Here is a 26,614-nt window from a genome sequence, read left to right on the forward strand (position 1 = left end):
CGCCCTACTTAAGCCCCACCACCCCCGCCACAATCAACCCGACCGACACCAACTTGACTGCCGTCAGGCTTTCGCCGAGCAGCGCAAACCCGAGAAACACCGTGCCCAGTGAGCCGATGGCGGTCCAGATCGGGTAAGCGATGCTCACCGGCAACTCGCGTATGGCCAGGGTCAGGAAATAAATCCCGGCCACCGCGGCTACCACGGTGATCATCGACGGCCAGAGCCGGGTGAAGCCTTCGGCGTACTTCATGCCCATGGCAAAGGTAATTTCGAAGCCAGCGGCGATCAGCAAAAACAACCAGGCCATCTAGAACTCCCTGGCCAGCGCCAGCAAACGCTGCTCGGCCTCGGCTGCGGAGATCTGGAAGGTGCGCGCCTCGGATTCTTCGCCTTCGGCGGCCACGACCGTAATGTCGGTGATGCCGATGAACCCCAGCGCCGTTCGCAACAATGGATCGGCATGGTTCATCGCCTCAAGCTCCCCACCGGGCCCGAAACCGAACCCGCCGCGACTGGTGACGATCAACGCCTTTTTGCCCTGCACCAACGGCTCGTATTGGGCCACGCCGTTGTCCAGGGTGTGATTGAAGGTCAACCCCAACCGCACAATCTGATCGATCCAGGCCTTGAGGCCGCTGGGCACGCTGAAGTTGTGCATGGGCGTTGAGATCACCAATAAATCGTGACCGAGCAATTCGCCCACCAGTTCATCGCTGAACGCCAGGTCGGCCTGCATCGACAGCGGCCGCGCATCGGGCTCGGGGTAAAACGCGGCGGCCACAAAAGCCTCGTTGACCGGCGGAATCAACGCCCGACCGACTTCGCGACGGGTCAGGTGCGACTGCGGATTGGCCGCCTGCCAGGCTGACAGAAATACCTCGGCCAAGCGCCGGGAGTGAGAGCGGTCGCCCCGGGGGCTGGCGTGCACGGCAAGAATTGTACTCATCTGTATCTCCTCAAGGACTAAACTCAAACTGCTTGTGGCTTGCAGCTTGAATCGCGTGGCCGACCCTCTTCAAATGAGCAAAAATCAGTCTGGATGAATTCATTTCATCCATGGAGTTTTCAATGTTTGCTTCACTGCCGCTGACTGCCCTGCGCGCCTTTGAATCCGCCTCGCGCCTGCTGAGCTTCAAGGCAGCCGCCGAAGAGCTCTCGGTGACGCCGACGGCGGTTTCCCATCAGATTCGTTCGCTGGAGACCTGGCTCGGCGTGCCATTATTCGAGCGGTTACCACGGCAAGTTCGCCTGACTGACTGTGGCGAACGGCTGTTCCACAGCTTGCACGGTGCTTTGCTTGAAGTGGCGCAAAGTGTCGACACCTTGCGCCCGCAACGCAGCGGCGCGAGCCTGACGATTTCCACGACCGCCGCGTTCGCCGCGTTATGGCTGGTGCCGCGGCTGGGTCGGTTCTACGCCCGGCACCCGAACATCAGCCTGCGGCTCGATACCCATTGCGAAGTCATCGATTTGCATCAGGACGCCAGCGTCGATCTGGTGCTGCGCTACAGCCTCGATGATTACCCGAACCTTTATGGCCTGTGTCTATTCGACGAATCCTTCGGCGTCTATGGCTCACCCGAGCAAGTTACCCTCGCCGCCAGTCGAGCGCCGACGCTGATCAGCGTGCGCTGGCATAACTCAAAGCTGTACGCCCATGGCTGGGAGGCCTGGTGCGCGCAGTCCGGCGAGTCCTGGCTTGCGGGGCAGCCAGCGGTCCGTGAATACGACGAGGAACATTACGCCCTGCAAGCGGCGATTGCCGGGCAAGGCCTGGTACTGGCGAGCAATATTCTGGTGTCCGAGAGCGTGGCCAGCGGTTTGCTGGTGGCGTATCGGGGCGAAATCCAGGTTGATGGCGCCGGATACAGCGCCCTCTGCGTGCCGGGACGTGAACGACATCCGCCGGTCCGGGCGTTTTTTGCCTGGCTGCGCGAGGAGGCGTTGCTGTCCAGGCATGCCCTGGCGTGATTGCTTCGCGCCAGGCTGGCGATTGCCAAATTACATAAAACTTTTCGCTGTGCTCATCACTCACACCCTAGGTAGCGATCACTGCTATAGAGGGTGACGCAAACCGGATTAGCCTCCAGGAGATCGAGATGAGCGACATGCATTTGTCCGATGTAACTACCCTTCGCGAACGTGCCCGCAAGAACGTCGAGAACGGCGCGGTGACCGAAAGCTATAGCGCCAACCGTGAAGAAGTGCTGCGCCTGCTCAATGAATCGCTGGCCACCGAACTGGTCTGCGTGTTGCGCTACAAGCGCCACTACTTTATGGCCAGCGGCCTGAAAGCCCAGGTCGCCGCCGACGAATTCCTCGAACACGCGACCCAGGAAGCCCAACACGCCGACCGACTGGCCGAGCGTATCGTGCAACTGGGTGGCGAGCCGGAGTTCAACCCTGACCTGCTGTCGAAAAACTCCCACGCTCAATACGTGGCCGGCAATTCACTTAAAGAGATGGTCTACGAAGACCTGGTCGCCGAGCGAATTGCCATCGACAGCTATCGCGAGATCATTCAGTACGTCGGCGAGAAAGACCCGACCACACGGCGCATCTTCGAAGACATCCTGGCGCAGGAAGAAGAGCATGCCGATGACATGGCCGACCTTCTGAAAGGCCTTTAGTCCCTGTGACTGATCGTTCCCACGCTCTGCGTGGGAATGCAGCCCGGGACGCTCTGCGTCCCAAGAGCGGACGCGGAGCGTCCATTGAGGCATTCCCACGCAGAGCGTGGGAACGATCTCCACCAACGAATTACTTGGTTGGTTTGACGGTAACGGGCGCCTTGCCGGCCTTCATCTGCTCAAGCAACGGCGCACACTGATTCGGTTCGCCACCGCTCGGTGCCACCAGCGCCAGCAATCCTGCCGCCGGTGCGGCAATCACACCCAACGCCACCATTCCCGCTCCACGCAAAATCAGCGGCACCGCCTTCACACCCGCATCAGGCTTGATGAATTTGCCCCGCACATAAAGCGGCGAACGCAGCGAAATCAATCGCCAGCCCTTGGATTCCGGGGTGATGGTCAGGTCCAGTTGCTCAGTCGCCATGTTTGCCGTGCCATCGATGTAGATGATCGAGTTTTCGGTATCGAAGACGAACAGACGTGTGGTCGCCAGTCCAGTCTTGATGTCGAAGTCGGCGGCGGCGCAGTTAATCTTCACTTCCTTGTCGCCAAAGATCTTGCCCACCACATAGTTGCCGACGTTGAGCCCGGCCAGCTCCATCAACTCGCGGCTGATGGCGCCATCGTTGATCAGCATTTTCAAATTGCCATTGGCACTGCCCAGCAGTTTGGCCACCGAGTTGCCACGACCGGCGATGTCAGCATCACCATTGAGCTCGCCGAAGCTGGTTTTCATCGGTTCAAAGGTCGGGAACAGCTGCTTGAGTTTGAATTTGCGTGCGGTGAGCTTGGCCTTGCCTTCCAACGGTTCGGTTCGGCCATTGAGGCGAATCTGAGCATCCAGGTTGCCGCCGGCCACGCCGAAACGCAGGGGTTCAAGACTAAGGACGCCGTCGGTGAGCACCAAGTGAGTGTAAAGATCGTTGAACGGCAGTTTTTCGCTGTGGACGATGCGCTTGCCGGTGAGTTCGACGTCGGCGTCCATGTCGCGCCAGCGCTCGGTTTTGAACTCCTCGACCGGCAACACCTTGTCAACCGGCTGCTTGCTCTCGCCGCCGCGGGCCTTTTGTTTGGCGTTGGAATCGGCGCCTATCAGCGGGGCCAGGTCGGCAAACAGCAGTTGATTGGATAGCAATGAGCCGCTGAGTTTCGGTCGCGGCTGGCTGGCGACATAGGCCAGGCTGCCATGAATGTCGCTCTGACCGATCTTGCCGTTGAATTCTTCGTAACGGAACACCGCGCCGCCCGCTTCATGAAGCTTGGCGATCAAGTGCCCGTCGGTCGCGTACGGCGGTGTGTCCGGCAGGGTCACGCCGGTCAGCGGGTAAAGATTGCCCAAGCTGGTGCCGGCCAGTTTCAAGCGCAAATCCAAGGCACCGAGGTTCAGTGGATCGGTGAGGGTGCCGGCCAGTTCGACGCTGGTGTCGGCGATCTTCACTTGAGCCTGAAGCGGAAACGGTCTGGCCGCGTCCTGCAAGGCCAGCAGGCCGCCGATCTTGCCTTCGCCCGCGAGTTTCTGGTCGTGGTACTGGCCTTTGACCTTTAGGGCGAACGCGTAATCCTGAGGCGTAGCGCCCTTCTCCTGCGCGGTTTTCGCCGCTTTGTTGCCGACGATTTCGCTGAACGGAATCGGTTTGCCCAGCGGGTCGATCAGCACATCGAGCTGAGTTTTCAGGCTCTGGTCGTCGAGGGTGACGTGCCCCTTGTCGAAGCCGATCGCACCAATATCCAGTACCCAGTTTGAAGGCTCGGCGTTCGGGTCTTTCGGATCGAACTTGAACGTCCAGTTTGCACGGCCGTCGGCCAGGCGCTGGAGGTCGGCATTCGGTTCGGTCAGGTCAATACGCGGGATCACCACGCGCTGCGCCAGCAAGGCCAGGGGCGAGATGCGCAGCTCGACGCGTTTGAGGGTGACCATCTGCGGTGTCTTCGACCAGTCCGGATTACCCAGGCTCAAGTCTTGCGCCACGACATGCGGCCACGGCACCCAGGCGCGCCAGTCGCCCTCGTCGGGCTCACGCTGCCACACCACCGCGAGGTTGCCGTTGATGGCGAACGGGCGGTGCAGCTCTTCGGAAACTTTGGCGTTAAGCGGTGGTTTGATCCGGTTCCAATCGAAGAACACGATGATCAGAACCAGTACGGCCAGCAGGACAACGAGGCTGGCGATGGTCCAGATAAATATTTTACGAGTGCGCGTCATTGCACAGGGCTCCTGATACGACTGAGCGCCCTGACTGCGACGCACGTTTGAAACGTTAGGCCAGAACCGGCCTGCCATGGAATCTAGGACTGGGAAATGGCGCGCAGGTTTAACCGAAATGCCGCTTAACGCTCAAATAATCGGTCGGGGACACACTGCTCCCTCATCCGGCGTTACCGACCCGCACTTTTGCGAGCCGAAGGTGGGGTCGAAAATACCCATCTCAGTGCAAAAACGTTCGACGGAAACGCCCGTTCTAGAGCGCTACAGCGGAACAATCAATTCCGTTGATTATTACCATTGCGTTTATGAACTTTTATATCAACTTATCGAGAGTAGCATTGCCCTCGTACCCATTTTATCGCCCTCCTACGGAGCACCCAATCATGAAACGCCAATTACTGCTTAGCCTTACCCTCTCGATGCTGGCCAGCACAGCTTTTGCCCTGCCAGCTGTTGACCAGGCTACTCCGCAAGTGAAGTCCAGCCACTCGGTGTTTAGCCAAACCGTTGCCGAAGGTGGCAATGATCGCCTGAAAGAAAAAGGTCTGATCACCCAAGATGGTTCGGACCGTACTCCACAAGGCCAAACCTTGGCTGCTGACGGTTCCGATCGCACTCCACAAGGCCAAACCCTGGCTGCTGACGGTTCCGACCGTACCCCACAAGGCCAAACCCTGGCTGCTGACGGTTCCGATCGTACTCCACAAGGCCAAACCCTGGCTGCTGACGGTTCCGACCGTACCCCACAAGGTCAAACTCTAGCCGAAGGTGGTGGTGACCGTGTCATCGAACGTAACAGCGCTTTGAGCTAAGCCCATGGCGGCCCTGAAAAAAAGCCCAATCCCCGGATTGGGCTTTTAACGTTATAGATGCCTCACTTCCCCGCTTGATCCCCCGATAGTCGTTCGACGCCGGCAAAGCCGATTTGCTAGAGTGCGCCGCTGTCCTATTCAGAAAACACCCTTGCGATGCTGCCCCGCGCCGAACAGAAACAACAGACCCGCAACGCCCTGATGGAGGCTGCCCGCCACTTGATGGAATGCGGCCGAGGATTCGGCAGCCTGAGCCTGCGCGAAGTCGCCAGAACCGCCGGGATCGTACCCACCGGTTTCTACCGGCATTTCGCCGACATGGATGAACTCGGCCTGGTACTGGTGAGTGAAGTCGGTCAGACCTTCCGCGAAACCATTCGCCTGGTGCGCCACAACGAATTCGTCATGGGCGGCATCATCGACGCCTCGGTGCGGATCTTTCTCGACGTGGTCACGGCCAATCGATCGCAGTTCCTGTTCCTCGCCCGCGAGCAGTACGGTGGTTCGCTGCCGGTGCGGCTGGCCATCGGCCGTTTACGCGAAGACATCAGCTCGGACCTGGCGGCCGACTTGTCCTTGATGCCGAAACTGCAACACCTGGACATCGCGGGCCTGAGCGTCATGGCCGACCTGATCGTCAAAAGCGTGTTCGCGACCTTGCCCGACATCATTGATCCACCGGCGCAGGCATTGCCTGAGCACTTGACGCCGCAGGCGAAAATCACTCAGCAGTTGCGCTTCATCTTTATCGGCCTCAAGCATTGGCAAGGGCTCGGTAGTACTGAGTAACCACCTTTGTCACTGATGATCGTTCCCACGCTCCGCGTGGTAACGCCTCAATGGACGCTCTGCGTCCGCTCCGGTATGTGACGCGGAGCGTCACTGGCTCGCATCCTACGCAGAGCGTGGGAACGATCTTGAAACCCTAGCCTCAACTTGGTGCAGCCGAAAAAGGTACGCACCAAATTCATCCAAATCGCCGCAGCGTCCTGAAGCACTTGCTGAGCTCCGACAGGCATTTCCTACGTATCACCCGGTTGGCAAGCCCCTTGCTCTAGCCTAAGCATTGTCCATTGCTGGAAGCTTTCCGATGCTGGTGATTCATCGCAGAATCGACCCTCAACCCGTCTGGGCCGCCGAGTTGCACCTGACCTTCGAAGCCAGGAGCAAAAGCCGTTTGCGCTGCTTCAGTGCCGAGGGTGAAGACGTCGGGTTGTTTTTGGAGCGCGGTCAGCCACCGCTGTACGACGGTGAGTACCTGCAAGCCGAAGACGGGCGCATCGTCCGCGTCTGCGCCCGAGCCGAACAACTGCTGCACGTCACCTGCGCCGATGCTTTCGAACTGACTCGCGCGGCCTATCACCTCGGCAACCGCCACGTCGCCCTGCAAGTCGGTGATGGCTGGTTGCGCCTGCTCGACGACTACGTGCTCAAGGCCATGCTCGAACAGCTTGATGCCAAGGTCGAAAACATCGAAGCGCCGTTTCAGCCGGAACACGGCGCCTATGGCGGCGGCCATCACCATTCGCGCCACGGCGATGAAGACTTCAACTACCCGCCGAAACTGCACCAGTTCGGCGTACGTTTATGAACCCAGCCTGGGCGCTGTTGCGTCTGGCCAGCCCACAGCTGCCGATTGGCGGCTACAGCTATTCCCAGGGCCTGGAAATGGCGGTGGATAACGGCCGCGTCAGCGATTCCGACAGTGCGCGGCGCTGGATCAGCGATCAGTTGCTGTTGAACCTGGCACGCTTCGAGGCGCCACTGCTGCTCGCTCATTGCGTGGCCGCAGCCGAGGAAAACTGGGGCGAACTGCTGCAACGCTGCGAAGAACATCGCGCCAGCCGAGAAACCCGGGAGCTGCATCAGGAGAGTCGGCAGATGGGCTATTCCTTGCAACAACTGCTCAACGGTTTGCCGGAGCTTGATGCGCCGGCCCGCGCCTTTCTTGCACAACGCCCAGAGCCGCACCTCGCCCTCGGCTGGGCACTGGCCGCTCGCGCGTGGACTATCAGCCCGCAGGATGCGCTGGCGGCGTGGCTCTGGAGTTGGCTGGAAAACCAACTGGCGGTGCTGATGAAAACCCTGCCGCTGGGCCAGCAAGCCGCTCAACGCCTGACCAGCGAACTGCTGCCGCTGCTGCAAGAGGCTCAGCAGAACGCCACCCGAATCAACCCCGAACACTATGGCAGCGCTGCTTTCGGCCTGTCCCTGGCGTGCATGGCCCATGAGCGCCAGTACAGCCGTCTGTTCCGTTCCTAGGGCCTTTTATTTTGGAGAATCACATGAACACACAACCTCTGCGCGTCGGCATCGGCGGCCCGGTCGGTTCCGGCAAAACCGCACTGACGTTGGCCCTGTGCCTGGCGCTGCGCGACCGCTACAACCTGGCGGTGGTCACCAACGACATCTACACCCGCGAAGACGCCGACTTTCTGGTGCGCAACGAAGCCCTGGCGCCGGAGCGAATCATCGGTGTGGAAACCGGTGGCTGCCCGCACACGGCGATTCGCGAAGACGCCTCGATCAACCTCGAAGCCGTGGATCAACTGAACCGCCGCTTTCCGGGACTGGACCTGATCCTTGTGGAGTCCGGTGGAGACAACCTGTCGGCGACCTTCAGCCCGGAACTGTCCGACCTGACCATTTACGTGATCGACGTCTCGGCCGGCGACAAGCTGCCGCGCAAGGGTGGGCCGGGCATCTGCAAATCGGATCTGCTGGTGATCAACAAAGTCGACCTCGCGCCACTGGTGGGTGCGTCGCTGGCGTTGATGGACAGCGACACCCAACGCATGCGCAACGGCAAGCCATTCGTCTTCAGCAACCAGAAAACCGGTCTGGGCCTGGAAGAGATCATCGCCTTCATCGAACGCCAGGGCCTGCTGACAGCGGCGTGAACACGATCAACTTTTATCAACAAGGACGCTTATCCATGACACTTAAACGCATTCTGGGCGCCATGGCCCTGCTGCTGACCCCAGCCATCGCTTTCGCCCACCCGGGGCACGGCGACAACGGTTTGATCGCCGGCATCAGCCACCCGATCGGTGGCCTTGATCACTTGCTGGCGATGGTTGCGGTCGGTTTGTGGGCCGCGCAGCAGAAAGGCGCTGCACGCTGGGCGCTGCCATCTACGTTCGTCGGCATCATGCTGATCGGCGGGTTGCTGGGGTTTGAAGGGTTGAACCTGCCGGCGCTGGAAAGCGCGATTGCGGCGTCGGTGCTGGCGCTGGGTCTGGCGGTGGCGTTGGCAGTGCGTCCACCGTTGAGCCTGGGGGTGCTGGCGACGGCGTTATTTGCGCTGTTCCACGGCGTGGCCCATGGTTTGGAATTGCCGGACATGTCGAGCCCCTGGGCGTATGCCGCAGGTTTTGTGGCAGCGACGGCTGCGTTGCATGGATTGGGTTACGCCGTAGTGCGGGTGTTGCCTCGAGCAGCGGCGCCGTTGGTTCGACTGGCGGGTGCAGCTTCGGCAGCGACTGGCGTGTGGTTGCTGGCGGGCTAAGCCGACCGTGATCGTTCCCACGCTCCGCGTGGGAATGCCTCATTGGACGCTCCGCGTCCGCTTCGAAAGGGACGCGGAGCGTCCCGGGCTGCATTCCCACGCAGAGCGTCACTAGTGTCCGGTAAACATGCTTCATAGTTGAAGGCTGCCTTGGGCAGCCTTCAACTTTTCTCGCTCCTGCCTTCGTCGATCCCTCAATACTGGGGTTCCGGGCCGTTCAAACAGGACATGAACTATGCGAACCGTCAGTTCGAACAACGAGCCGGTAAATCCTGAGCGACGATGGAGTATTTGCAGTAACAGATAGCTGATCAAGGCACTGTAAATCTGCAAACGCACCGCATTTTCGGAGTAGGCATAAAAGCGTTTGAGCTTCAGATGTTGTTTGATCCACTTGAAAAATAGCTCGATCTGCCAACGATCTTTGTACAAGGACGCGATTTCTTCAGCTGTCCTCGTGAAGTCGTTGGTCACCAGAACTAACGGCGTCGCATGCCCCTCGCGCTCAACCACGACGCGTCTTACCGACTTTTCCCAATAGTCGTTCAGGCGTTTGCCGGCCAAATGCTTTTTGCCAAACTGGACGACTTCATCGGTCATGACCGAGCTTTGCTCAGTCACGGTCGAGTGCTCATGCAGCACTTTGATATTGGCGTTTTTCTTCAGGCGGGTGACGAAAAAAGCACCTTTGGTCTGCAACTCGTGCCACCAGTTGTAATCGCAGTAGCCCTTGTCGAAAACATACGTCATGCCGGTCTGGATCGGCATTTCCAGTGCATCGCTCAGGTCGTTGACGTTGGCAGGCGTAATGTTCACGTACACCGGGGCCAGCTGCGCCAGATCCAGCCCGACATGCACTTTGAGGCCTTGGGTGATGCGGGTTTTCGTCGCGGCTGTCCAGCCATCGAAGTGAGGTCCGCGCAAGGTGATCGACGTGGAGTCAATCAGGCTAACCATGGCCCCGACCTCCTTGCGCTGCTGGCGGCTGACGGCGCTCATCAGGTACCCACAAAGGTCCTGTAATGGCCGGTAGTCACGCTTGTTCAAGGCATCGGACATTGTCGAGCGGGCAATAGGGCCGGCATTAAGATGGTAGCTATGCGGGCCGAAATTTTCGGAGATAGTCGCCAAGGATCGCAGGCTTGAGGCTCGGGTCAAATGGCCGCTGATCAGTGTCACCAGCAATTGCCAGGTCGTGCAGCGTTTGACGTAGCGATCAGCTTGGTGTGTTTCGATGGATTGCTGGAAAAACTGGCGCGGGATCGCACTGAGTAGTTGGCTTAAACGGGTGCTGGAAAACATAAGTCAAAATCGAGTCTGAAAAAACCGATTATGCCTCACAGCCGCCAACAGCAAGAGGGAGCAAGCTCCCCCCTCGTTTTTTACCGGACACTAGTGACGCAGAGCGTGGGAACGATCGACGCGTTCACTCTGCTAACATGTCGCGCAATTAACCCTGCCGTGACGACGCCAGCCAATGCCGCCTGTTTCCCGCTCCGCCTCCCAGCCTGAATTGACCGCTCTGTTTGCCGCGGTGCAACAGCACTTTTTGGACGTGATCGTGCCGCTCTGGCAAGGCCCCGGCTGGAATGCCGACATGGCGCTGCCCTATGAGGCGCTAGACGCCGAGCATCAACCGTTGCCTCCCCAACGCTACCGGGCCATGGCCTGCGCGCGGCAGCTCTACCTGTTTTCCAGCCTGATCGGCCAGGTACCCGCCGCCGAAGAGCGCGCCGCAGCGCTGTTCCGTTCCTTGCAGCAGCATTTCCACGATGCCGAGCATGGCGGCTGGTTCTACAGCATCGACCCGCAGGGCGCGCCGCTGGATCAGCGCAAAGACCTCTATACGCACGCCTTCATCCTGTTCGCCTGCGCCCATTACTGGGATAAAGTCCGCGAGCCGCGGGTGGAGTCGGCGCTTAACGCCGCACTGGAAGTGGTCGCACAGCGCTTTGCCACAGGCGACGGCCTGTACGAAGCCAGCCTCGACCGTGACGGGTCCTCGCTCAAGACCGGGCCGCTGCAAAATCCCCTGATGCACTTGGCCGAAGCCTTCCTCGCCACGCTGTCGGTGCGAGAAGACGTTGTCGTGCAAGACGCGCTCGTCGAGTTATGCACAGCCATGCAGAAGCGTTTTATCGATCCGCAACACGGTGTGTTGATGGAGAAACCGCTGGGTGCTGTGGATAACTGGTTTGAACCGGGGCATCAGTTCGAGTGGTATTTCCTGCTGGAGTCGTCTTCGTTGCTGCGCGGTTCGACACTGCATGTTTCGCTGGAGCGTGCATTTGCGTACACCGAGCAACTGGGCGTCGATCAACGGACCGGCGCCGTGCGGGCAATGCTCGATCTGGATGGCCACTCCAAAGATGGCACCCAACGCATCTGGGCCCAGGCTGAATACCTGCGCGCCCTGACCTTACGGCCAGACAGCGAGACCGCGGTTCTGCGCCAGTTGCAGGCGTTGCAGCAACATTCTCTGCATGCCGGTGGCTGGCATGAATGTCGTGATGAGAACGGCGACGTGACCCGTCGGGACATGCCATCGACCACGCCTTATCACTTGGCAACCTGCTATCGCGGGCTGGTCGACTATCTTCGCTGACCGAGAAATCTCCTTCGCGGGCAAGCCTCGCTCCTACAGAATCACCGTGGACATGGAGGAGCGAGGCTTGCCCGCGATGGCCGTTACGCGGTCTTAAGCCTTGGCATTACGCTCAATCGCAAACCCGCTCCACGTCTGGCTCACCGGCATCAGTTCCAGGCTGTTGATGTTGATGTGCGCCGGGGCATTGAGCACCCAGAAAATGGTGTCGGCGATGTCTTGCGGCTGAATCGGCTCCGCACCGGCGTAGGTGGCGTTATAACGCTCCTGATCACCGGCGAAACGCACCAGCGAGAACTCGCTTTCGCACAGGCCCGGCTCGATGTTGCTGACCCGCACGCCCGTACCTTGCAGGTCGCAGCGCAGGTTCAGGGAGAACTGTTTGACGAATGCTTTGCTCGCGCCATACACGTGGCTGCCCGGGTACGGGTAGTTGCCGGCGATGGAGCCAAGGTTGACGATGCCGGCGCCGCGACCGTGAGCGATCAGGCGTGGCAACAACAGACGAGTGCTGTACATCAGGCCTTTGATGTTGGTATCGACCATGGTGTCCCAATCGTCAAGGTCGCACTTGGGCGCCGGGTCAACGCCCAGGGCCAGGCCGGCGTTGTTGATCAGCCCGCGCAGTTTGGCAAAGGACGGCGGCAGGTTGGCAATCGCCTCCTCCATGGCCTTGCGATCACGCACGTCGAGCACCAGGCCATGGACCTCGGTCTGCTTCGACAACTCGGCGCACAGCGCATTGAGGCGCTCTTCACGACGGCCGGTCAGCACCAGTTTCCAGCCAGCCTCGGCAAAACGACGGGCGCAGGCTTCACCAAAACCGGAGGTCGCGCCGGTAATAAACAGGGTGTTGGACATCGTGTTCTCCTTGCTTCGGCTGATCGGCAGCCACTGGAATAGAAAATCAGCAGGCAGCATGCCCGGCCTTGCCCGCAGCGGCAACTACCGTAGACGCTGTACAAAAAACGACCAAGCTTTGCCACACCTTACACACCGTGGCTTTCAGCCATGTGCGCGCACCTTATCCACAGGCCGGTCCACAGTTTCCGGGGGCAACTGGAAAAGCTGTAAGCCGCTGTGCACAAGGCTTTGCGGGCAAATTGGAAATTTTTTTGCTTGACCCTGGAGCGCCGGCTGTGTAGCCCATGGCATTTTGCACGATTGACCGGCCGTACCGACGATGGCGCGAAGCCAGTAACTACGGCCTTCAGCCGAGTCCTTCCAGAGTTTAACCACAGACTTATCCACAGGCAGCGTCAGCGCATTTCGGCCTACTTTCGTCATCAACAAAAAGGTTGACAAAGCCCGCTCACGGTCTCGCAAAAACGCCTGATCAAAAAACAACCACAACTCTGCAAGCCACGGTTTCAAAGGCTTTCAGCCAGCTACTCCCACCTTATTCACAGCCAGCTCCACAGCAAACGGGGACAAGTCAAAACCGTGATAAAACAACTATTTGCAGCGGCTTTATGTCGCGCTTTGAGAGCTTGTGAATATTGTTTTCCACAATTTCAAAAACCCTTTACGACCGGCATAAAAAAACGCCCTGACGTGGATTCGTCAGGGCGTTTTTTATGCGCTCAGCCGTTTAGTGACCGCCGAGATAGGCGTTACGCACTTCCTCGTTAACCAGCAGTTCCTTGCCGGTGCCCGTGAGGCGGATCTCGCCGTTGACCATCACATACGCCCGGTCCGACAGTTTGAGGGCGTGGTTGGCGTTCTGCTCCACCAAGAAGATGGTCATGCCGGTTTTCGCCAGTTCCCGCAGGGTCGCGAAGATCTGTTTCACCACGATCGGCGCCAATCCCAGGCTCGGCTCATCGAGCAACAGCAATTTGGGCCGGCTCATCAGCGCACGGGCGATGGCGAGCATTTGCTGCTCGCCGCCGGACATGGTCATGGCCCGCTGGGTTCGCCGTTCTTCGAGCCGCGGAAACAGCTCGAACATGCGCTGCATATCTTCCTTGGCGTACTTGTCACCGATAGGAATGGTCCCCATCAGCAGGTTTTCCTCGACCGTCATGTCAGGGAACACCCGCCGGCCTTCCGGCGATTGAGCGATGCCGTTGGATGCGATGTAGTGGGATGACTTGTGAGTGATATCCACACCCTGATAAATGATCTGCCCGTCAGCCGCCCGCGGCTGACCGAAAATCGACATCAGCAGGGTAGATTTGCCGGCACCGTTGGAGCCGATCAGGCTGACGGTTTCACCTTCATTGATGTGCAGCGAGACTTTCTTCAGGGCCTGGATCGGCCCGTAAAACACGTCCAGCTCCTTGAGTTCGAGGATGGGTTTACTCATACCAATTCCTCTTCGTCGGCGCCCAGGTAGGCTGCAATCACTTTCGGATCATGGCGTATATCGTCGGGGCCGCCCTCGGCGATGACGATGCCGTGGTCCAGCACCACAATGTGGTCGGAGATGCTCATTACCATGCCCATGTCGTGTTCGATCAGCACTACGGTCAGATCGTGCTCGTCGCGCAGCAGCCGGATCATCGCGCTCAGCGCTTCGGTTTCCTGAGGGTTGAGGCCGGCGGCCGGTTCATCGAGGCAGATGATCTGCGGCCGGGTGCACATGGCCCGGGCGATTTCCAGACGGCGTTGCTGACCGTAGGACAGCTCACCGGCCAGACGGTTGGCACAATCCACCAGGTCCACCACTTCCAGCCAGTAGAACGCATGGTCCAGCGCATCGCTTTCGGCTTTGCGATAACCCTTGGTGTTGAGGATCCCGGCCAGCATGTTGCGGTTGACCCACATGTGTTGGGCCACCAGCAGGTTTTCCAGTACCGACATTTCCTTGAACAGACGAATGTTCTGGAACGTCCGCGCCAGGCCAGCACGGTTCACCAAGTGGGTGCCGCCGAACATCTTGTAGAACAGCCGAGTGGCAAAGGATTTCGGCGAGACGAAATCGATCGGTTTGAATGACTCGCCCAGCAATTGGATGACGTTGGTCTGCTCGCCACGCACGTTGAGTTCGATCTTGCCGCCCGAGGCTTTGTAGAACCCGGTCAGGCAGTTGAACACGGTGGTTTTGCCGGCGCCGTTGGGGCCGATCAGGGCGAAGATCGAGTTGCGTTTGACCTTCAGGCTGACATCGTTCAACGCCTTGATGCCGCCGAAGTGCATCATCAGCTTCTCGACCGAGAGTACGACTTCGCTCATGGCGCTACTCCTTTACGCGGTGTCACACCGGTACGGCTGATCCGAATCAGGCCGCGCGGTCGCCAGATCATCATCAACACCATCAGGACGCCGAACAACAGTACGCGGTATTCCGCGAAACCACGCAGCAGTTCCGGGGCGACGGTCAGCACAAATGCCGCAATCACCACGCCGATGGTCGAGCCCATGCCGCCGAGTACGACGATGGCGAGGATCAATGCCGATTCGAAGAAGGTGAACGAGGTCGGGTTGACGAAGCCTTGGTAGGTGGCGAAGAACACGCCCGCCAGACCGGCCGTCGATGCACCGATGGTGAACGCCGAGAGTTTGACCAGTACGTGGTTCAGGCCCATGGAGCGGCAAGCGATTTCGTCTTCACGCAAGGCTTCCCAGGCGCGACCGACCGGCATGCGGGTCAAGCGGTGCTTGATGTACAGCACGGCCAGCACCACCAGGAACAACACCGCATAAATGAAGTAGTACTTCACGTCCGGGTTATAGGCAATGCCGAAAAACTCATGGAACGGCACCCCGCCCTCTTTCGCCCTTTTGCCGAACTCGATGCCGAAGAAGGTTGGCAACGGAGCGGCCATGCCATTCGGGCCGCCGGTCAGGGACAGCCAGTTATTGAGGATCAACCGGATGATTTCACCGAAGCCCAGCGTCACGATCGCCAGGTAGTCACCGTGCAGGCGCAGCACCGGGAAACCGAGGATGCATCCGGCAAGGCCAGCAGTGATCGCCGCTAGCGGCAGCACCGTCCAGAAGCCCAGACCGAGGTATTGGTAACCGAGCGCCAGACCGTAGGCACCGATGGCGTAGAACGCCACGTAACCCAGGTCGAGCAGGCCAGCCAGGCCGACCACGATGTTCAGACCCAAGCCCAGCAAAACGTAGATCAGCCCGAGGATGACCACACCCAGCAGGTAGGAGTTGGAGAAAAACGGGAACACCACGGCAATGACGATCAACAGCGGGATGATCCAGCGCAACCGGGATTTGTAATCAGGCGGCAGTACATGAACCCCGGAGCCGGTGCTTTCAAAGCCTTCGAGAATTCTCAGACCCTTCGGGGTTTGCAGAAACAGACTCAAGGCAAAGCGGCCAGCCATGACGATGGCGACAATCCATGCCACGCGTGTCGGCTGCAGGTTGAAGCCATAGCCGTCGAGGACGATGCCGACAATCGGGCCGAACACAATCAGGGCCACAAGGCCGGCGAGAATCGCGTCAACCAGGCTTCTTTTGATATCAATGGTTTTTTTAGTGGTTGAAGACATCGCTTACACCTTCGACACAAGAGGACGGCCGAGCAGGCCTTGAGGCCGAAAGACCAGAACAAGAACGAGCAGCGAGAAGCTGAAAACGTCTTTGTAGTCCGAGTTCACCAGACCTGAGAACAGTGATTCGGAGATCCCCAGAATAATCCCACCGAGCATGGCGCCAGGCAGCGAACCGATCCCGCCGAGTACCGCGGCAGTGAACGCTTTGATCCCGATGACGAAGCCTGCGTAGAAGTCGAACGTGCCGTAGTTCATGGTGATCAGCACGCCGGCCAGGGCCGCCATCGCTGCACCGATGATGAACACATAGGAAATCACCCGGTCGGTGTTGATCCCCAGAATTGAGGCCATCTTGCGATCTTGCTGGGTGGCGCGGCACATACGGCCGAGCTTGGTGTACTTGATGACGTAGGTCAGCAGGGCCATCCCGGCAAACGCTGCGATCAGAATGAAGATCTTGGTGTAGGTGAGCTGGACGAAGCCTGTGCCTACATCAACGCGCCATGCACCGGTCAGCAGGGTGGGTACGCCTTGTTGACGGGCGCCCTGGGCGATCTGTGCATAGTTTTGCAGGATCAGCGAAATACCGATGGCGCTGATCAGCGGTGCCAGTCGTGTGGAGTTGCGCAACGGTTTGTAGGCGACGCGCTCGATGACCCAGCCATACACCGCCGTGACGATGATGGTGAAGACCAGTGTGCCGAGCATCAGCAGAGGGAAGGATTCAATACCGAAGTAAGCCAGCAGAGCCAGACTGATCGCCGCGAGGTACGCAGAGATCATGTAAACCTCGCCATGGGCGAAGTTGATCATGCCGATGATGCCATAGACCATTGTGTAGCCGATGGCGATCAGGCCATAGACCGACCCGAGGGTCAGGCCGTTGACCAGTTGCTGCAGGAAAATACCATCCATAACGCAATCTCACGCATTTGAGAGACTGCACAGAAGCCGGGTACGACGGACCGGGGTTCAGCCGCCGACGCAACACGGTTTGTGCAACTCTACGAGAAAAGACAGGTACTGCACGGACATGTTGATTGATTGCCCGGCGCACAAGGCGCCGGGTAATCAGCAATTCATATCACTTCTGTTTTTCCAGTTGGTGGTATTTGCCGTCCTTGTCCCACTGGTAAACCACGTAGTCGGAGACTTTCAGGTCGCCCTTGGCGTCCCAGGTCTTCTCGCCCATCACGGTTTGAACTTTGTTGGCTTTCAGCCATTTGGCAGCCTCTTCGCCCTTGTTGGACTTGGCGCCATTGAAGGCAGCCGCCAGGGTCTGGACCGAAGCGTAGGCGTACAGGGTGTAGCCTTCAGGCTCGGTGCCTTTTTTGCGGAACTCGTCCACTACGGTTTTGCTGTCTGGCAGCAGGCGTGGGTCGGCGCCGAAGGTCATGTACACGCCGTCAACGTTCTGCGGGCCACCGGCGGTGGTCACCAACTCGTCGGTCACGATGCCGTCATCGGACATGAACTTGACGTCTTTGAGGCCCTGTTCACGCAGTTGGCGAACCAGTGGACCGGCTTCCGGGTGCAGGCCGCCAAAGTAGACCACATCGGCACCGGCCGCACGGACCTTGGTCACCACGGCGCTGAAGTCTTTCTCGCCGCGGGTCAGGCCTTCGTACAACACCGGCGTTACGCCGCGCTTGACCAATTGAGCCTTGGTGGCGTCCGCCAGGCCTTGGCCGTAGGTGTCTTTGTCGTGCAGAACCACGACTTTCTTGCCTTTGAGCACGTCGACGATGTAGTCGCCGGCCACGATACCTTGCTGGTCGTCACGCCCGCACATACGGAACATGGCGCCCAGGCCGCGTTCGGTAACGGCTGGGTTGGTGGAGCCTGGAGTGATCGCGATGATGCCCGCTTCGTCGTAGATCTCCGAAGCCGGGATCGTCGAGGAGGAGCAGAAGTGACCGACTACGCCAGCGACTTTCTGGTTGGTCAGGTCCTTGGCGACCGTCACAGCCTGTTTCGGTTCGCAGGCGTCATCGCCCTTGACCAGTACGATTTTTTCCCCGTTTACGCCGCCCGCTGCGTTGACCGCATCGGCCGCAGCCTGTGCACCCTTCATGTACTGCTCGCCAAATGCCGCGTTGGCGCCTGTCATCGGCCCCGCCACACCGATTTTCACATCAGCCTGTGCAAACGCAGACACGCCCAACGCAGTTGCCACTGCGAGGGCCAAAAAGCCTTTCTTGTAAAACGTCTGGGACATGAGGTGGTGCTCCAAGGTTTTTTTTAGTTGGCACTGCGACTTCACTGAATGCTCAGAGCAAGGGTCGTGCCATCGGTTTTTTATTCTGAAAAAAGTCGCTGCTTTATTGTTATTTCGACTGTTTTGATCCCATTTTCATTGGGCGTGCAACCGTCTAAACCGCGGAAGGTGAAACCATTTATTTTTAAAGGCGCAACCCGAGCGCGCCATCATTGCAACCGCGGCGCCAAACGACGTGCAACCAGCCTGTAACAACGTGCGTCACCGAAGTGCACACTGCTGGTGCGGGACTGCTACAACCCGCACCTTTTACAGGCTAGTCGCTGCGCGAAAAAGCGCCGCTTTCTGCAACAAATTTCAACAATCAAATAACGATCCGCAAGCACTGGCCTGCGTGATACAGCGAGAATCCGGCCTCGTACAAACAGCTGCGCAATCCCGCGCCCGCCAATGGCTGCATGGGTGCAAAGGGAATCGGTAGCGCTTGAGGATTACCGTCACACAAATAATCGGCGAAGGCTTTGCCGACCACAGTGCCAGTCGTGACGCCCCGGCCGTTGTAGCCGGTGACTGCCACTAAACCGGGCGCCGGCTCGAACAAACGCATCAAATGATCGGGGGTGAAGGCAATGCAACCCGTCCAGGTGCACTCCCATTCCACCGGTTTGAGGTAAGGGAAATAGTGCTGCTGAACCCGGTCGGCCCAGGCCTTGAGGAACCAGGTTGGCTTTTGATTGCCATTACCGAGGCTGCCGAGCAGCAGACGACCGTCTTTATCTCGACGAATACTGCTGAGTACCTGACGGGTGTCCCAGGAGCCTTGGCCACCAGGGAGAATTTGCTGCGCAGCCTCTTCGGTCAGCGGGACCGAGGCCACTTGATAGTAATAACCGGGAAAGAAGTTGCGCCGCAATTGCGTCCAGTCACCTTCGGTGTAAGCATTCGAGGCAATCACCACTTGCTCGGCAAGCACCGAACCCTGAGCGGTTTGTACCGACCAGCGTTGGCCCTGACGTTCGAGCCGGGTCACCGGGGAATGATCGAACAACTGACCGCCGAGTCCGATGGCCGCTTTGGCCAGCCCCGTCGTGTAAGCCATTGGATTGATCGTGCCAGCACGTCGATCGAGCAGTGCAGCGGCAATCTTTTGGGTGCCCGTTGCTTGTTCGCAGGCTTGACCGGTCAGCAGTTCGACCGGCGCGCCACGACGTTTCCATTGTGCTTCGCGACTGCGCAAGTCCGCTTCGCCACGGGCGTTGTGCGCCATGTGCAGCGTGCCTTCGCGACGTAATTGGCAATCGATGTTGTATTTGTCGACCAGGCTGAACACCAGGGACGGTGCCGCACCCAGCATGCGGTTGAGCTGACTGCCCACCGCCTCGCCGAACCCGGCTTCGATCTCGTCCGGTGGAATCCACATTCCGGCATTGACCAGCCCGACGTTGCGCCCCGAACCGCCATGACCGGCGCGATGGGCTTCCAGTACGCAGACGCTTTTGCCTTTTTCCAGCAGATGCACCGCCGCCGACAGACCGGTGAAGCCGGCGCCGATGACGCAGACATCCACCGTCACCTCGCCCTTGAGCAACCCGTTGTCAGGCCTTTGCGGCGTCAGTTTTTCCCACAGACACTCTTCGCGTAACGGCATTGCCAGACTCCAACAGAAACCTAACAAAAAACAGAGCAAAAGCTTCGCGGGCAAGCCTCACTCCTACGGGTTTTTGTGTTGTGTTGCAAATTGTGGCCACAAACACGGTCCTGTAGGAGCGAGGCTTGCCCGCGAAGAGGCCCTTTAGTCGAACGTAATACCCTGAGCCAACGGCAACTCCAGCGAATAGTTCACGGTGTTGGTCTGACGACGCATGTAGCCGCGCCATGCATCGGAGCCGGATTCACGACCGCCGCCCGTTTCTTTCTCACCGCCAAACGCCCCGCCGATTTCCGCGCCGCTCGGGCCGATGTTGACGTTGGCGATGCCGCAGTCGCTGCCCACGGCCGACATGAACTGCTCGGCTTCACGCACATCAGTGGTGAAAATGCACGACGACAAGCCTTGTGGCACGGCATTGTTCAGGCGCAGGGCCTCGTCGAAATCCTTGTAACCGACCACGTACAGAATTGGCGCGAAGGTTTCGCTGCAGACCACATCGCTCTGCTCCGGCATTTCAACAATGGCCGGCGAGACGTAATAAGCGTTAGGGAATTTGTCTTCCAGTTGGCGCTTGCCGCCGAACACCCGGCCGCCTTCGCTCAAGGCCTGCTCCAGCGCGTCCTGCATGTTTTCGAAGCTGTGCTTGTCGATCAGCGGGCCAATCAGGTTGCCTTCCAGTGGGTTGCCGATGCGCACTTTGGAGTAAGCGGCTTTCAGGCGGGTGACGATTTCTTCTTTCACCGATTCATGGGCAATCAGGCGACGCAGCGTGGTGCAACGCTGACCGGCGGTGCCGACGGCACTGAACAGAATTGCCCGTACGGCCATGTCCAGGTCGGCGCTTGGGCCGAGGATCATTGCGTTGTTACCGCCCAGTTCCAGAATGCTGCGAGCGAAACGTGCGGCGATTTTCGGCGCTACTTCGCGGCCCATGCGGGTGCTGCCGGTGGCGCTGATCAACGCGACACGCGGGTCATCGACCAGGGCTTCGCCGGCATCGCGACCGCCGATAATGACTTGGCTCAGGTGCGGTGGCGCGTCGCTGAAGTTCTTCAGTACGCGGTCGAACAGGGCCTGGCAGGCCAGTGCGGTCAGCGGGGTTTTTTCTGACGGTTTCCAGATCACCGGGTTGCCGCAGACCAGCGCCAGTGTGGTGTTCCAGGCCCAGACCGCGACCGGGAAGTTGAAGGCGCTAATGACGCCAACGATGCCCAGCGGATGCCAGGTTTCGCGCATGTGGTGGCCAGGGCGCTCGGAAGCGATGGTCAAACCGTACAGCTGGCGGGACAGGCCGACGGCGAAATCGCAGATGTCGATCATTTCCTGAACTTCACCCAGACCTTCCTGAGTGATCTTGCCGGCTTCCCAGGACACCAGCTCGCCGAGGTCGGCCTTGTATTCACGCAGGATATCGCCCAGTTGACGCACCAGTTCACCACGACGCGGAGCCGGGACCTTGCGCCACAGTTCGAACGCATGATCTGCACGACTGATGTGCTGCTCGACTTCAGCGGCACCTTCCCAGTTCACGGCGGCAATCTGGCTGCCATCGATCGGCGAATGCACCGGCACTTTGCCGTTCTGGTACAGGGCCGGGTTCACACCAAGACGATCAAGCAATGCGGCAACCATGGGTCACTCCTCAAGCGAAAAACAGAATGTGTGCAGCCGGAAAATCACGACTGATCAGACCTGTAGTTTTAGCGCTCCGGAGGTTACCCAACAAACGACCTTTAAGAGAGATATCATTCCGTTTATTCATGCTGCGAATTGCTGATAAGAAAGAAACAAGAAAAAGGACAACCCATGCTGAATAAACGCTACCTGCCGTCGATCACCGCACTGCAGTGTTTCGAGGCAGTGACCCGGCATTTGAGCTTCACTCGGGCCGCTGAAGAGCTGAACCTGACCCAGAGCGCTGTCAGCAAACAGGTCGCGCAACTCGAAGAATTATTGCAGCACCTGCTGTTCCGCCGGGTGCGTCGACGCCTGCAAATGACCCCGGCCGGTGATTTGTACTTGGTGGAGGTACGAAAAATCCTCACACAGGTCGAGATGTCGACTCACTACCTGCGCTCCTACGGCGGTGAAACCGAAGTCCTGCGCGTCTCGACGCCTCCGACCTTCGGCGCTCGCTGGCTCGTGCCCCGCTTGAAGGGTTGGCGTTTACGCCATCCCTCGATCCATTTGGACTTGTGCAGCGAGCAGGAAGCCGACGATTTGCTGCAAGGTCGCAGCGACTTGGCATTCTACTTCGGCCAAGGCTCTCGACCCGGCACTGAGTGCCTGAAGCTGTTCGGCGAAGAGTTGGTGCCGGTCTGCGCACCGGGCAGCCTGCCGGACACGCCTTTCACCGATCCTACGCAACTCACCGACCTGGTCCTGCTGCAAAACGCCTCCCGGCCCCAGGCCTGGCACGACTGGTTCGACAGTCAGGGCTACCACACCGAACACAGCTACCACGGCCCGCGTTTCGAAACCTTTTATATGTGCATCCGCGCAGCCCAGGTCGGCTGCGGAGTGGCGCTGTTGCCGCGATTTCTGGTGGAAGAGGAATTGGCCGACGGCAAACTGGTCATCCCCTGGAAGCACGCGATGCCCAGCACCGATGCCTATTACCTGGCGTATCCAGAGCATTCGGCGGAAGTGCCGAAAGTGCGGGATTTTGTGAAGTGGATGCTGGAGCAAATCGATAATCCGGACATACCGCAAATTTGAAGCTACACAAAATCCCGGTGGGATCTGCTGCAGCCAAAAAAATCGCTGGCAATCCCCACCTCTGATATGCGCCACTAGCCCATTCATTGAAACAGCTGCAACGTCGCTGCCACGGGCCGCGGCCAGCCTGGAGAACCCCGTAATGAGCGAGAGCGTGTTTGGCGATCGCATCGTGCAGAACCTGCTCGACACCGACTTCTACAAACTGACGATGATGCAGGCGGTGCTGCACAACTACCCGAACGTGGAAGTCGAATGGGAATTTCGTTGCCGTAACAGCGAAGATTTGCGCCCGTACCTGGCGGAGATTCGTTTCCAGATCGAACGCCTCGCCGAGTTGAGCCTAAGCGCCGACCAGTTGAGTTTCATGGAGCGCATCAGCTTCATGAAGCCGGATTTCCTGCGCTTTCTCGGATTGTTCCGCTTCAATCTGCGCTACGTCCACACCGGCATCGAAAACGGCGAGCTGTTCATCCGCCTGCGCGGACCATGGCTGCACGTGATCCTGTTCGAAGTGCCGCTGCTGTCCATCGTCAGCGAGGTGCGCAACCGCTATCGCTACCGTGAGGTCGTGCTGGAACAGGCGCGCGAGCAGCTCTATCGAAAGTTCGACTGGCTGACTGCCAACGCCAGCGCAGACGAATTGTCTGAACTGCAGGTAGCCGATTTCGGCACTCGTCGTCGCTTCTCGTATCGCGTGCAGGAAGAAGTGGTGAACGTGCTCAAGCACGACTTCCCCGGACGCTTCGTCGGCACCAGCAACGTGCACCTTTCACGGGAGCTGGACATGAAGCCGTTGGGCACCATGGCCCACGAATGGATCATGGCCCACCAGCAACTCGGCCCACGGCTGATCGACAGTCAGATTGCCGCCCTCGATTGCTGGGTTCGCGAGTACCGCGGCTTGCTGGGGATCGCCCTCACCGACTGCATTACCACGGATGCCTTTCTCAGCGATTTCGACCTGTACTTCGCCAAACTCTTTGACGGTTTGCGCCATGATTCCGGTGATCCGGTGCTGTGGGCGGAAAAGGCCATCGCTCACTATCACAAGCTGGGCATCGACCCAATGAGCAAGACGCTGGTGTTCTCCGACAGCCTGACGCTGCCCAAGTCCCTGGAGATTTTTCGGGCATTGCGCGGTCGGATCAATGTCAGCTTTGGCATCGGCACCCACCTGACGTGCGATATTCCAGGTGTCGAACCGATGAGCATCGTGCTTAAAATGGCCGCCTGCAACGGCCAGCCCGTGGCAAAAATTTCCGATGAGCCTGGCAAGACTCACTGCAAAGACCCGAATTTCGTCGCCTATTTGCGACACGTTTTCAAAGTACCTGCCGCCCTTTCCAGTACATCCAGCATTTCTAGCAAGGAGTGAATTCATGCAAGCCGAACAGCGTGAGATTGCTGAACAGCTCAAGGTCCAGCCGCCGTTCGCCGACCAGGCCGCCCTCGAGGCTGAAGTCGCCCGGCGGATTACCTTCATCCAGGATTGCTTGGTCAATTCCGGGCTCAAGACCCTGGTGCTGGGCATCAGCGGCGGCGTCGATTCCCTGACCGCCGGCCTGCTGGCCCAGCGTGCCCTGCGCGAACTGCGCACGCGCACCGGCGACAACAACTACACGTTCATCGCCGTGCGCCTGCCGTACGAAACCCAGTTCGACGAACATGACGCCCAGGCCTCGGTGGACTTCATCGCCCCGGATGAGCGCCACACCGTGAACATAGGCCCGGCAGTAAAAGCCCTGGCGAACAAAGTCGCGGCGTTTGAAGGCAAGCATGCGGTCTCGGTGGATTTCGTGCTTGGCAACACCAAGGCGCGGATGCGCATGGTCGCCCAATACACCATTGCCGGCGCGGCCCAGGGTCTGGTGATCGGCACCGACCACGCGGCGGAAGCAGTGATGGGTTTCTTCACCAAGTTCGGTGATGGCGCTTGCGACCTGGCACCACTGAGCGGTCTGGTGAAAAACCAGGTCCGGGACATCGCCCGCAGCTTCGGTGCACCGGAGTCGCTGGTGGAAAAAATCCCGACTGCCGACCTTGAAGACCTGTCGCCGGGCAAGCCGGACGAAGCGTCTCACGGGGTGACGTATGCCGAAATTGACGCGTTCCTGCACGGCGAGCCGGTGCGCGAGGAAGCATTCAAAATCATCTGCGACACGTACAAAAAGACGCATCACAAGCGTGTGATGCCGTTTGCACCTTGAATTGGGCGCGGTCTGTACGGACGCCTTCGCGGGCAAGCCTCGCTCCTACAAGGACAATTCCGTACTTGTAGGAGCGAGGCTTGCCCGCGAAGAACGATGACTCGGTCAAACGTCAGGCACAAAAAAAGCGCCCCAAGTGGACGCTTTTTTTATGAGTTCAGTTTGATTACTTCAGGACAACAGTGCCTTTCATCATCGAGATGTGGCCAGGGAACGAGCAGAAGAAGCCGTACTTCTCGCCAGCATCGAGCTTCGACACGTCGAAGGTCACAGAATCCTTTTCGCCAGCGCCGATGACTTTGGTGTGAGCGATGATGCGGGCATCACCTTCTTTCAGGTAGTTCTTGTCGATACCTGCCCCCAGACCATCGGTAGCGATCGGCTGCATATCAGCTTCTTTGCTCAGCACCCAGTTATGACCCATGACGTTTTTCGGCAGATTGCCGGAGTGTTTCAGCTCCACGGTGAATGTCTTGCAGCTCTTGTCGATGCTGATTTCCTTGGTGTCAAAGGACATCTGATCAGTCGAGTCGACAGTGACCTTGCACTCGGCAGCCATCAATTGGCTGCTGGCCAATGTCAGGAGGGATACCGCAACAAGTTTGGCAAACATGGTGAATCTCCAAGGCGGGGTTAACAACAGTGCTAATGGACAGAAGACTGCCTGAAATCTTCACAAGTTCCTATGACCTGAATCAAAAATTGTATACAACTTTCGGGCTATGACACCTATCGAAACAATCTACCAGCCAGACGCCTGGGGCGGCCCTATCATCAGGTCGTCATCACTTATCTGGAACTGTCATGTCCCTTAATAGCCTGTTGTGCAGTTTGCTCGCCGCCTACGCCTGTGGCGCCAGCGGTACCTATGAAACACCTGAACGCGAAGTTTAGACCTTGGAACGCCGCGTGCCTGCCTTTACTCTGTGGCCATACTGACCATGGAGTAAGGCATGCCTTTAGCGTCCGTTTGTGTATTTTGCGGTGCCAGCACTGGCACCAACCCGGCCTATCGTGAAGCGGCTGTCGCCTTGGGGCGAGCATTGGCCGAGCGCAAGCTGACCCTGGTCTATGGCGGCGGTGCCGTCGGGCTGATGGGAATTGTCGCTGATGCTGCGCTGGCGGCCGGTGGTGAAGTGATCGGAATCATCCCGCAAAGCCTCAAAGACAAAGAAATCGGCCACAGCGGCCTGACTCGCCTGGAAGTGGTCGACGGCATGCATGCGCGCAAGGCGCGGATGGCCGAGCTCAGTGATGCCTTTATCGCCCTGCCCGGCGGCCTGGGCACGCTGGAAGAACTGTTCGAAGTCTGGACCTGGGGCCAGCTCGGTTACCACGGCAAACCGCTGGGGCTGCTGGAAGTGAACGGTTTCTATAGCAAATTGACGGATTTTCTCGATCATATCGTCGGCGAAGGCTTCGTTCGCGAACCGCACCGTGACATGCTGCAAATGAGCGAATCGCCGCAAACCCTGCTTGATGCACTGGACGCCTGGCAACCCTCGGTACCGCCAAAATGGGCCGAGCAAAAACCCAGCTAACGGCTCGGCATCGATACAGGGCAGAATATGCGCCGCTCAACCTCACCTT

Annotated in this window: 26 protein-coding genes; 13 read left to right on the forward strand and 13 right to left on the reverse strand. The window is 58.9% G+C overall.

Translation table 11 applies throughout. The features are described from left to right. Positions 1-4 precede the first annotated feature (4 nt). Both ACYZT0_RS22685 and ACYZT0_RS22690 read right to left on the reverse strand, forming a co-directional pair. Entirely contained in the window at positions 5-310 is a 306-nt protein-coding gene (locus ACYZT0_RS22685; protein WP_462043082.1) for a DMT family transporter, read from the reverse strand. Further along, the gene (locus ACYZT0_RS22690) at positions 311-949 is read right to left on the reverse strand and encodes an FMN-dependent NADH-azoreductase (RefSeq protein WP_415773054.1); all 639 of its coding nucleotides are present in this window, start codon (positions 947-949) and stop codon (positions 311-313) included. A 110-nt stretch (positions 950-1,059) separates the two neighbouring features. On the opposite strand from ACYZT0_RS22690, the gene ACYZT0_RS22695 reads away from it, so the two are divergent. Together ACYZT0_RS22695 and ACYZT0_RS22700 are read left to right on the forward strand one after the other, a co-directional pair. Further along, the gene (locus ACYZT0_RS22695) at positions 1,060-1,974 is read left to right on the forward strand and encodes a LysR substrate-binding domain-containing protein (protein ID WP_462043083.1); all 915 of its coding nucleotides are present in this window, start codon (positions 1,060-1,062) and stop codon (positions 1,972-1,974) included. Positions 1,975-2,102: 128 nt separating this feature from the next. Further along, positions 2,103-2,633 carry a ferritin-like domain-containing protein gene (locus ACYZT0_RS22700; protein ID WP_462043084.1) on the forward strand — a complete coding sequence of 177 codons (531 nt, stop codon included), beginning with the start codon at positions 2,103-2,105 and terminating at the stop codon, positions 2,631-2,633. A 130-nt stretch (positions 2,634-2,763) separates the two neighbouring features. Here ACYZT0_RS22700 and ACYZT0_RS22705 read toward each other — a convergent pair whose 3' ends face one another. Beyond that, positions 2,764-4,839, reverse strand: coding sequence for an AsmA family protein (locus ACYZT0_RS22705; RefSeq protein ID WP_462043085.1), 2,076 nt, complete (start codon positions 4,837-4,839; stop codon positions 2,764-2,766). A 386-nt stretch (positions 4,840-5,225) separates the two neighbouring features. On the opposite strand from ACYZT0_RS22705, the gene ACYZT0_RS22710 reads away from it, so the two are divergent. The 6 genes from ACYZT0_RS22710 (at position 5,226) to ACYZT0_RS22735 (ending at position 9,162) form a co-directional block, all read left to right on the forward strand. Continuing rightward, positions 5,226-5,654 (forward strand): hypothetical protein, encoded by a 429-nt coding sequence (locus ACYZT0_RS22710; protein WP_462043086.1) that lies wholly within the window; start codon positions 5,226-5,228, stop codon positions 5,652-5,654. Positions 5,655-5,810: 156 nt separating this feature from the next. After that, entirely contained in the window at positions 5,811-6,443 is a 633-nt protein-coding gene (locus ACYZT0_RS22715) for a TetR family transcriptional regulator (protein WP_462043087.1), read from the forward strand. A 301-nt stretch (positions 6,444-6,744) separates the two neighbouring features. Next, positions 6,745-7,245 (forward strand): urease accessory protein UreE, encoded by a 501-nt coding sequence (gene ureE / locus ACYZT0_RS22720; protein WP_462043088.1) that lies wholly within the window; start codon positions 6,745-6,747, stop codon positions 7,243-7,245. Next, positions 7,242-7,916 (forward strand): urease accessory protein UreF, encoded by a 675-nt coding sequence (locus ACYZT0_RS22725; RefSeq protein WP_462043089.1) that lies wholly within the window; start codon positions 7,242-7,244, stop codon positions 7,914-7,916. The genes ureE and ACYZT0_RS22725 overlap by 4 nt, the downstream gene beginning before the upstream one ends. A 23-nt stretch (positions 7,917-7,939) precedes the next feature. Continuing rightward, positions 7,940-8,554: an urease accessory protein UreG gene (gene ureG / locus ACYZT0_RS22730; protein WP_449645011.1), complete on the forward strand. Its 615-nt coding sequence runs from the start codon at positions 7,940-7,942 to the stop codon at positions 8,552-8,554. A gap of 35 nt (positions 8,555-8,589) precedes the next feature. Then, positions 8,590-9,162, forward strand: a complete 573-nt coding sequence (locus tag ACYZT0_RS22735; protein ID WP_462043090.1) for a HupE/UreJ family protein — start codon at positions 8,590-8,592, stop codon at positions 9,160-9,162. A gap of 132 nt (positions 9,163-9,294) precedes the next feature. On the opposite strand, the gene ACYZT0_RS22740 is transcribed toward ACYZT0_RS22735, so the two are convergent. Beyond that, positions 9,295-10,464, reverse strand: coding sequence for an IS4 family transposase (locus ACYZT0_RS22740; RefSeq protein ID WP_462041955.1), 1,170 nt, complete (start codon positions 10,462-10,464; stop codon positions 9,295-9,297). Between the two features lie 175 nt (positions 10,465-10,639). On the opposite strand from ACYZT0_RS22740, the gene ACYZT0_RS22745 reads away from it, so the two are divergent. Next, positions 10,640-11,767 (forward strand): AGE family epimerase/isomerase, encoded by a 1,128-nt coding sequence (locus ACYZT0_RS22745; protein ID WP_462043091.1) that lies wholly within the window; start codon positions 10,640-10,642, stop codon positions 11,765-11,767. A 93-nt stretch (positions 11,768-11,860) separates the two neighbouring features. Here ACYZT0_RS22745 and ACYZT0_RS22750 read toward each other — a convergent pair whose 3' ends face one another. From ACYZT0_RS22750 to amaB, 8 genes are all read right to left on the reverse strand, one after another. Next, positions 11,861-12,628 carry an SDR family oxidoreductase gene (locus tag ACYZT0_RS22750; protein ID WP_056746308.1) on the reverse strand — a complete coding sequence of 256 codons (768 nt, stop codon included), beginning with the start codon at positions 12,626-12,628 and terminating at the stop codon, positions 11,861-11,863. A 730-nt stretch (positions 12,629-13,358) separates the two neighbouring features. Continuing rightward, a complete protein-coding gene (locus tag ACYZT0_RS22755) occupies positions 13,359-14,075 on the reverse strand; it encodes an ABC transporter ATP-binding protein (RefSeq protein ID WP_462043092.1) in 717 nt (238 codons plus the stop codon). Next, the gene (locus ACYZT0_RS22760; RefSeq protein ID WP_462043093.1) at positions 14,072-14,944 is read right to left on the reverse strand and encodes an ABC transporter ATP-binding protein; all 873 of its coding nucleotides are present in this window, start codon (positions 14,942-14,944) and stop codon (positions 14,072-14,074) included. The genes ACYZT0_RS22755 and ACYZT0_RS22760 overlap by 4 nt, the downstream gene beginning before the upstream one ends. Beyond that, the gene (gene livM / locus ACYZT0_RS22765) at positions 14,941-16,224 is read right to left on the reverse strand and encodes a high-affinity branched-chain amino acid ABC transporter permease LivM (protein WP_462043094.1); all 1,284 of its coding nucleotides are present in this window, start codon (positions 16,222-16,224) and stop codon (positions 14,941-14,943) included. Before livM ends, ACYZT0_RS22760 begins: the two co-directional genes overlap by 4 nt. Before the next feature lie 3 nt (positions 16,225-16,227). Next, positions 16,228-17,142, reverse strand: coding sequence for an ABC transporter permease subunit (locus ACYZT0_RS22770; RefSeq protein ID WP_462043095.1), 915 nt, complete (start codon positions 17,140-17,142; stop codon positions 16,228-16,230). A gap of 169 nt (positions 17,143-17,311) precedes the next feature. Next, a complete protein-coding gene (locus tag ACYZT0_RS22775; protein ID WP_462043096.1) occupies positions 17,312-18,445 on the reverse strand; it encodes a branched-chain amino acid ABC transporter substrate-binding protein in 1,134 nt (377 codons plus the stop codon). A gap of 364 nt (positions 18,446-18,809) precedes the next feature. Further along, positions 18,810-20,093: an L-pipecolate oxidase gene (gene amaA / locus ACYZT0_RS22780; RefSeq protein WP_462043097.1), complete on the reverse strand. Its 1,284-nt coding sequence runs from the start codon at positions 20,091-20,093 to the stop codon at positions 18,810-18,812. A 144-nt stretch (positions 20,094-20,237) separates the two neighbouring features. Beyond that, a complete protein-coding gene (amaB, locus tag ACYZT0_RS22785) occupies positions 20,238-21,728 on the reverse strand; it encodes an L-piperidine-6-carboxylate dehydrogenase (protein ID WP_462043098.1) in 1,491 nt (496 codons plus the stop codon). A gap of 174 nt (positions 21,729-21,902) precedes the next feature. On the opposite strand from amaB, the gene ACYZT0_RS22790 reads away from it, so the two are divergent. The 3 genes from ACYZT0_RS22790 (at position 21,903) to nadE (ending at position 25,024) form a co-directional block, all read left to right on the forward strand. Continuing rightward, positions 21,903-22,814: a LysR family transcriptional regulator gene (locus tag ACYZT0_RS22790; RefSeq protein WP_462039993.1), complete on the forward strand. Its 912-nt coding sequence runs from the start codon at positions 21,903-21,905 to the stop codon at positions 22,812-22,814. A gap of 142 nt (positions 22,815-22,956) precedes the next feature. After that, entirely contained in the window at positions 22,957-24,192 is a 1,236-nt protein-coding gene (pncB, locus tag ACYZT0_RS22795) for a nicotinate phosphoribosyltransferase (protein ID WP_462043099.1), read from the forward strand. Between the two features lie 4 nt (positions 24,193-24,196). Beyond that, a complete protein-coding gene (gene nadE, locus ACYZT0_RS22800) occupies positions 24,197-25,024 on the forward strand; it encodes an ammonia-dependent NAD(+) synthetase (RefSeq protein WP_462043100.1) in 828 nt (275 codons plus the stop codon). A 166-nt stretch (positions 25,025-25,190) separates the two neighbouring features. On the opposite strand, the gene azu is transcribed toward nadE, so the two are convergent. Next, positions 25,191-25,637, reverse strand: a complete 447-nt coding sequence (azu, locus tag ACYZT0_RS22805; protein WP_462043101.1) for an azurin — start codon at positions 25,635-25,637, stop codon at positions 25,191-25,193. Positions 25,638-25,977: 340 nt separating this feature from the next. Here azu and ACYZT0_RS22810 point away from each other — a divergent pair, with 340 nt between their 5' ends. Further along, positions 25,978-26,565: an LOG family protein gene (locus ACYZT0_RS22810; protein WP_462043102.1), complete on the forward strand. Its 588-nt coding sequence runs from the start codon at positions 25,978-25,980 to the stop codon at positions 26,563-26,565. Positions 26,566-26,614: the final 49 nt, after the last annotated feature.

This window comes from Pseudomonas sp. ZS1P83, from assembly GCF_054897825.1.

Coding starts and splice junctions, on each gene's coding strand:
- nadE (WP_462043100.1), top strand. CDS start 24,197: ATGCAAGCCGAACAGCGTGAGATTGCTGAACAGCTCAAGGTCCAGCCG.
- ACYZT0_RS22685 (WP_462043082.1), bottom strand. CDS start 310: ATGGCCTGGTTGTTTTTGCTGATCGCCGCTGGCTTCGAAATTACCTTT.
- ACYZT0_RS22705 (WP_462043085.1), bottom strand. CDS start 4,839: ATGACGCGCACTCGTAAAATATTTATCTGGACCATCGCCAGCCTCGTT.
- ACYZT0_RS22725 (WP_462043089.1), top strand. CDS start 7,242: ATGAACCCAGCCTGGGCGCTGTTGCGTCTGGCCAGCCCACAGCTGCCG.
- ACYZT0_RS22710 (WP_462043086.1), top strand. CDS start 5,226: ATGAAACGCCAATTACTGCTTAGCCTTACCCTCTCGATGCTGGCCAGC.
- ACYZT0_RS22700 (WP_462043084.1), top strand. CDS start 2,103: ATGAGCGACATGCATTTGTCCGATGTAACTACCCTTCGCGAACGTGCC.
- ACYZT0_RS22735 (WP_462043090.1), top strand. CDS start 8,590: ATGACACTTAAACGCATTCTGGGCGCCATGGCCCTGCTGCTGACCCCA.
- amaA (WP_462043097.1), bottom strand. CDS start 20,093: ATGCCGTTACGCGAAGAGTGTCTGTGGGAAAAACTGACGCCGCAAAGG.
- ACYZT0_RS22775 (WP_462043096.1), bottom strand. CDS start 18,445: ATGTCCCAGACGTTTTACAAGAAAGGCTTTTTGGCCCTCGCAGTGGCA.
- ACYZT0_RS22810 (WP_462043102.1), top strand. CDS start 25,978: ATGCCTTTAGCGTCCGTTTGTGTATTTTGCGGTGCCAGCACTGGCACC.
- ACYZT0_RS22690 (WP_415773054.1), bottom strand. CDS start 949: ATGAGTACAATTCTTGCCGTGCACGCCAGCCCCCGGGGCGACCGCTCT.
- azu (WP_462043101.1), bottom strand. CDS start 25,637: ATGTTTGCCAAACTTGTTGCGGTATCCCTCCTGACATTGGCCAGCAGC.
- amaB (WP_462043098.1), bottom strand. CDS start 21,728: ATGGTTGCCGCATTGCTTGATCGTCTTGGTGTGAACCCGGCCCTGTAC.
- ACYZT0_RS22715 (WP_462043087.1), top strand. CDS start 5,811: ATGCTGCCCCGCGCCGAACAGAAACAACAGACCCGCAACGCCCTGATG.
- ureG (WP_449645011.1), top strand. CDS start 7,940: ATGAACACACAACCTCTGCGCGTCGGCATCGGCGGCCCGGTCGGTTCC.
- ACYZT0_RS22790 (WP_462039993.1), top strand. CDS start 21,903: ATGCTGAATAAACGCTACCTGCCGTCGATCACCGCACTGCAGTGTTTC.
- ACYZT0_RS22750 (WP_056746308.1), bottom strand. CDS start 12,628: ATGTCCAACACCCTGTTTATTACCGGCGCGACCTCCGGTTTTGGTGAA.
- ACYZT0_RS22770 (WP_462043095.1), bottom strand. CDS start 17,142: ATGGATGGTATTTTCCTGCAGCAACTGGTCAACGGCCTGACCCTCGGG.
- ACYZT0_RS22745 (WP_462043091.1), top strand. CDS start 10,640: ATGCCGCCTGTTTCCCGCTCCGCCTCCCAGCCTGAATTGACCGCTCTG.
- ACYZT0_RS22695 (WP_462043083.1), top strand. CDS start 1,060: ATGGAGTTTTCAATGTTTGCTTCACTGCCGCTGACTGCCCTGCGCGCC.
- ACYZT0_RS22740 (WP_462041955.1), bottom strand. CDS start 10,464: ATGTTTTCCAGCACCCGTTTAAGCCAACTACTCAGTGCGATCCCGCGC.
- ACYZT0_RS22755 (WP_462043092.1), bottom strand. CDS start 14,075: ATGAGTAAACCCATCCTCGAACTCAAGGAGCTGGACGTGTTTTACGGG.
- livM (WP_462043094.1), bottom strand. CDS start 16,224: ATGTCTTCAACCACTAAAAAAACCATTGATATCAAAAGAAGCCTGGTT.
- pncB (WP_462043099.1), top strand. CDS start 22,957: ATGAGCGAGAGCGTGTTTGGCGATCGCATCGTGCAGAACCTGCTCGAC.
- ACYZT0_RS22760 (WP_462043093.1), bottom strand. CDS start 14,944: ATGAGCGAAGTCGTACTCTCGGTCGAGAAGCTGATGATGCACTTCGGC.
- ureE (WP_462043088.1), top strand. CDS start 6,745: ATGCTGGTGATTCATCGCAGAATCGACCCTCAACCCGTCTGGGCCGCC.